The organism is Bartonella sp. MR168JLCBS (assembly GCF_042194175.1).
In genome coordinates this window covers 431-1,007 of sequence record NZ_JBHIMP010000176.1, presented here as the reverse complement: position 1 = coordinate 1,007, position 577 = coordinate 431, and the positions used below count along the sequence as shown (strand labels likewise).

Here is a 577-nt window from a genome sequence, read left to right as displayed (position 1 = left end):
ACGAAGACGTTTGTTGGTTACACCCTTGGTGCTGGTGTTGATTTGGCAATGACCAATAGTGTTATTGTCCGTGCGGAATATCGTTACTCAGATTTTGGTAAAAAGAAATTTACAAAAGGAAAACTTGAAACTTCTTACAAAACCAATGATTTTCGCGTTGGTGTGGCTTACAAATTTTAACGTCTTGTAAGCTTAAATTGCTAAGAGGCTCTGTCTTTGGCGGAGCCTCGGGTGTTTTTTGTGATATTATTGTCACAGGGGTCATATTATTATGCAGGCAGAGTATCGTTACATGTTGATTTTTTTAAAAGGAAATTTGTAAACAACAAACAGGAGTTTAACTGTAACTTCAATAGCTTCGGCATATATGTAACTTACAAACTTTCCTGTAGAACGAAGTTGTTAAGAGGCTTCGTCTTTAACAAGGCTTCTATTTTCATAACTGTGCCGTTTTTACTACAGATTTTTTTGCATAGGTGTGTAACATATGCTTCATAAATGAAGGAGCAAAGTTTATGAATATAAAATCTTTAATAACGACTTCTGTTATCGCTTTAGTTTCCGCTTCTGCGGCACA

At 35.9% G+C, this 577-nt stretch carries 1 protein-coding gene; it reads left to right on the top strand.

Annotated features, from left to right (window positions below; translation table 11 throughout):
* Nucleotides 1-180, top strand: a 180-nt coding sequence (locus ACFIK8_RS10145; RefSeq protein WP_375669350.1) for an outer membrane protein, incomplete at its 5' end; no start/stop codon positions are given.
* Nucleotides 181-577: the final 397 nt, after the last annotated feature.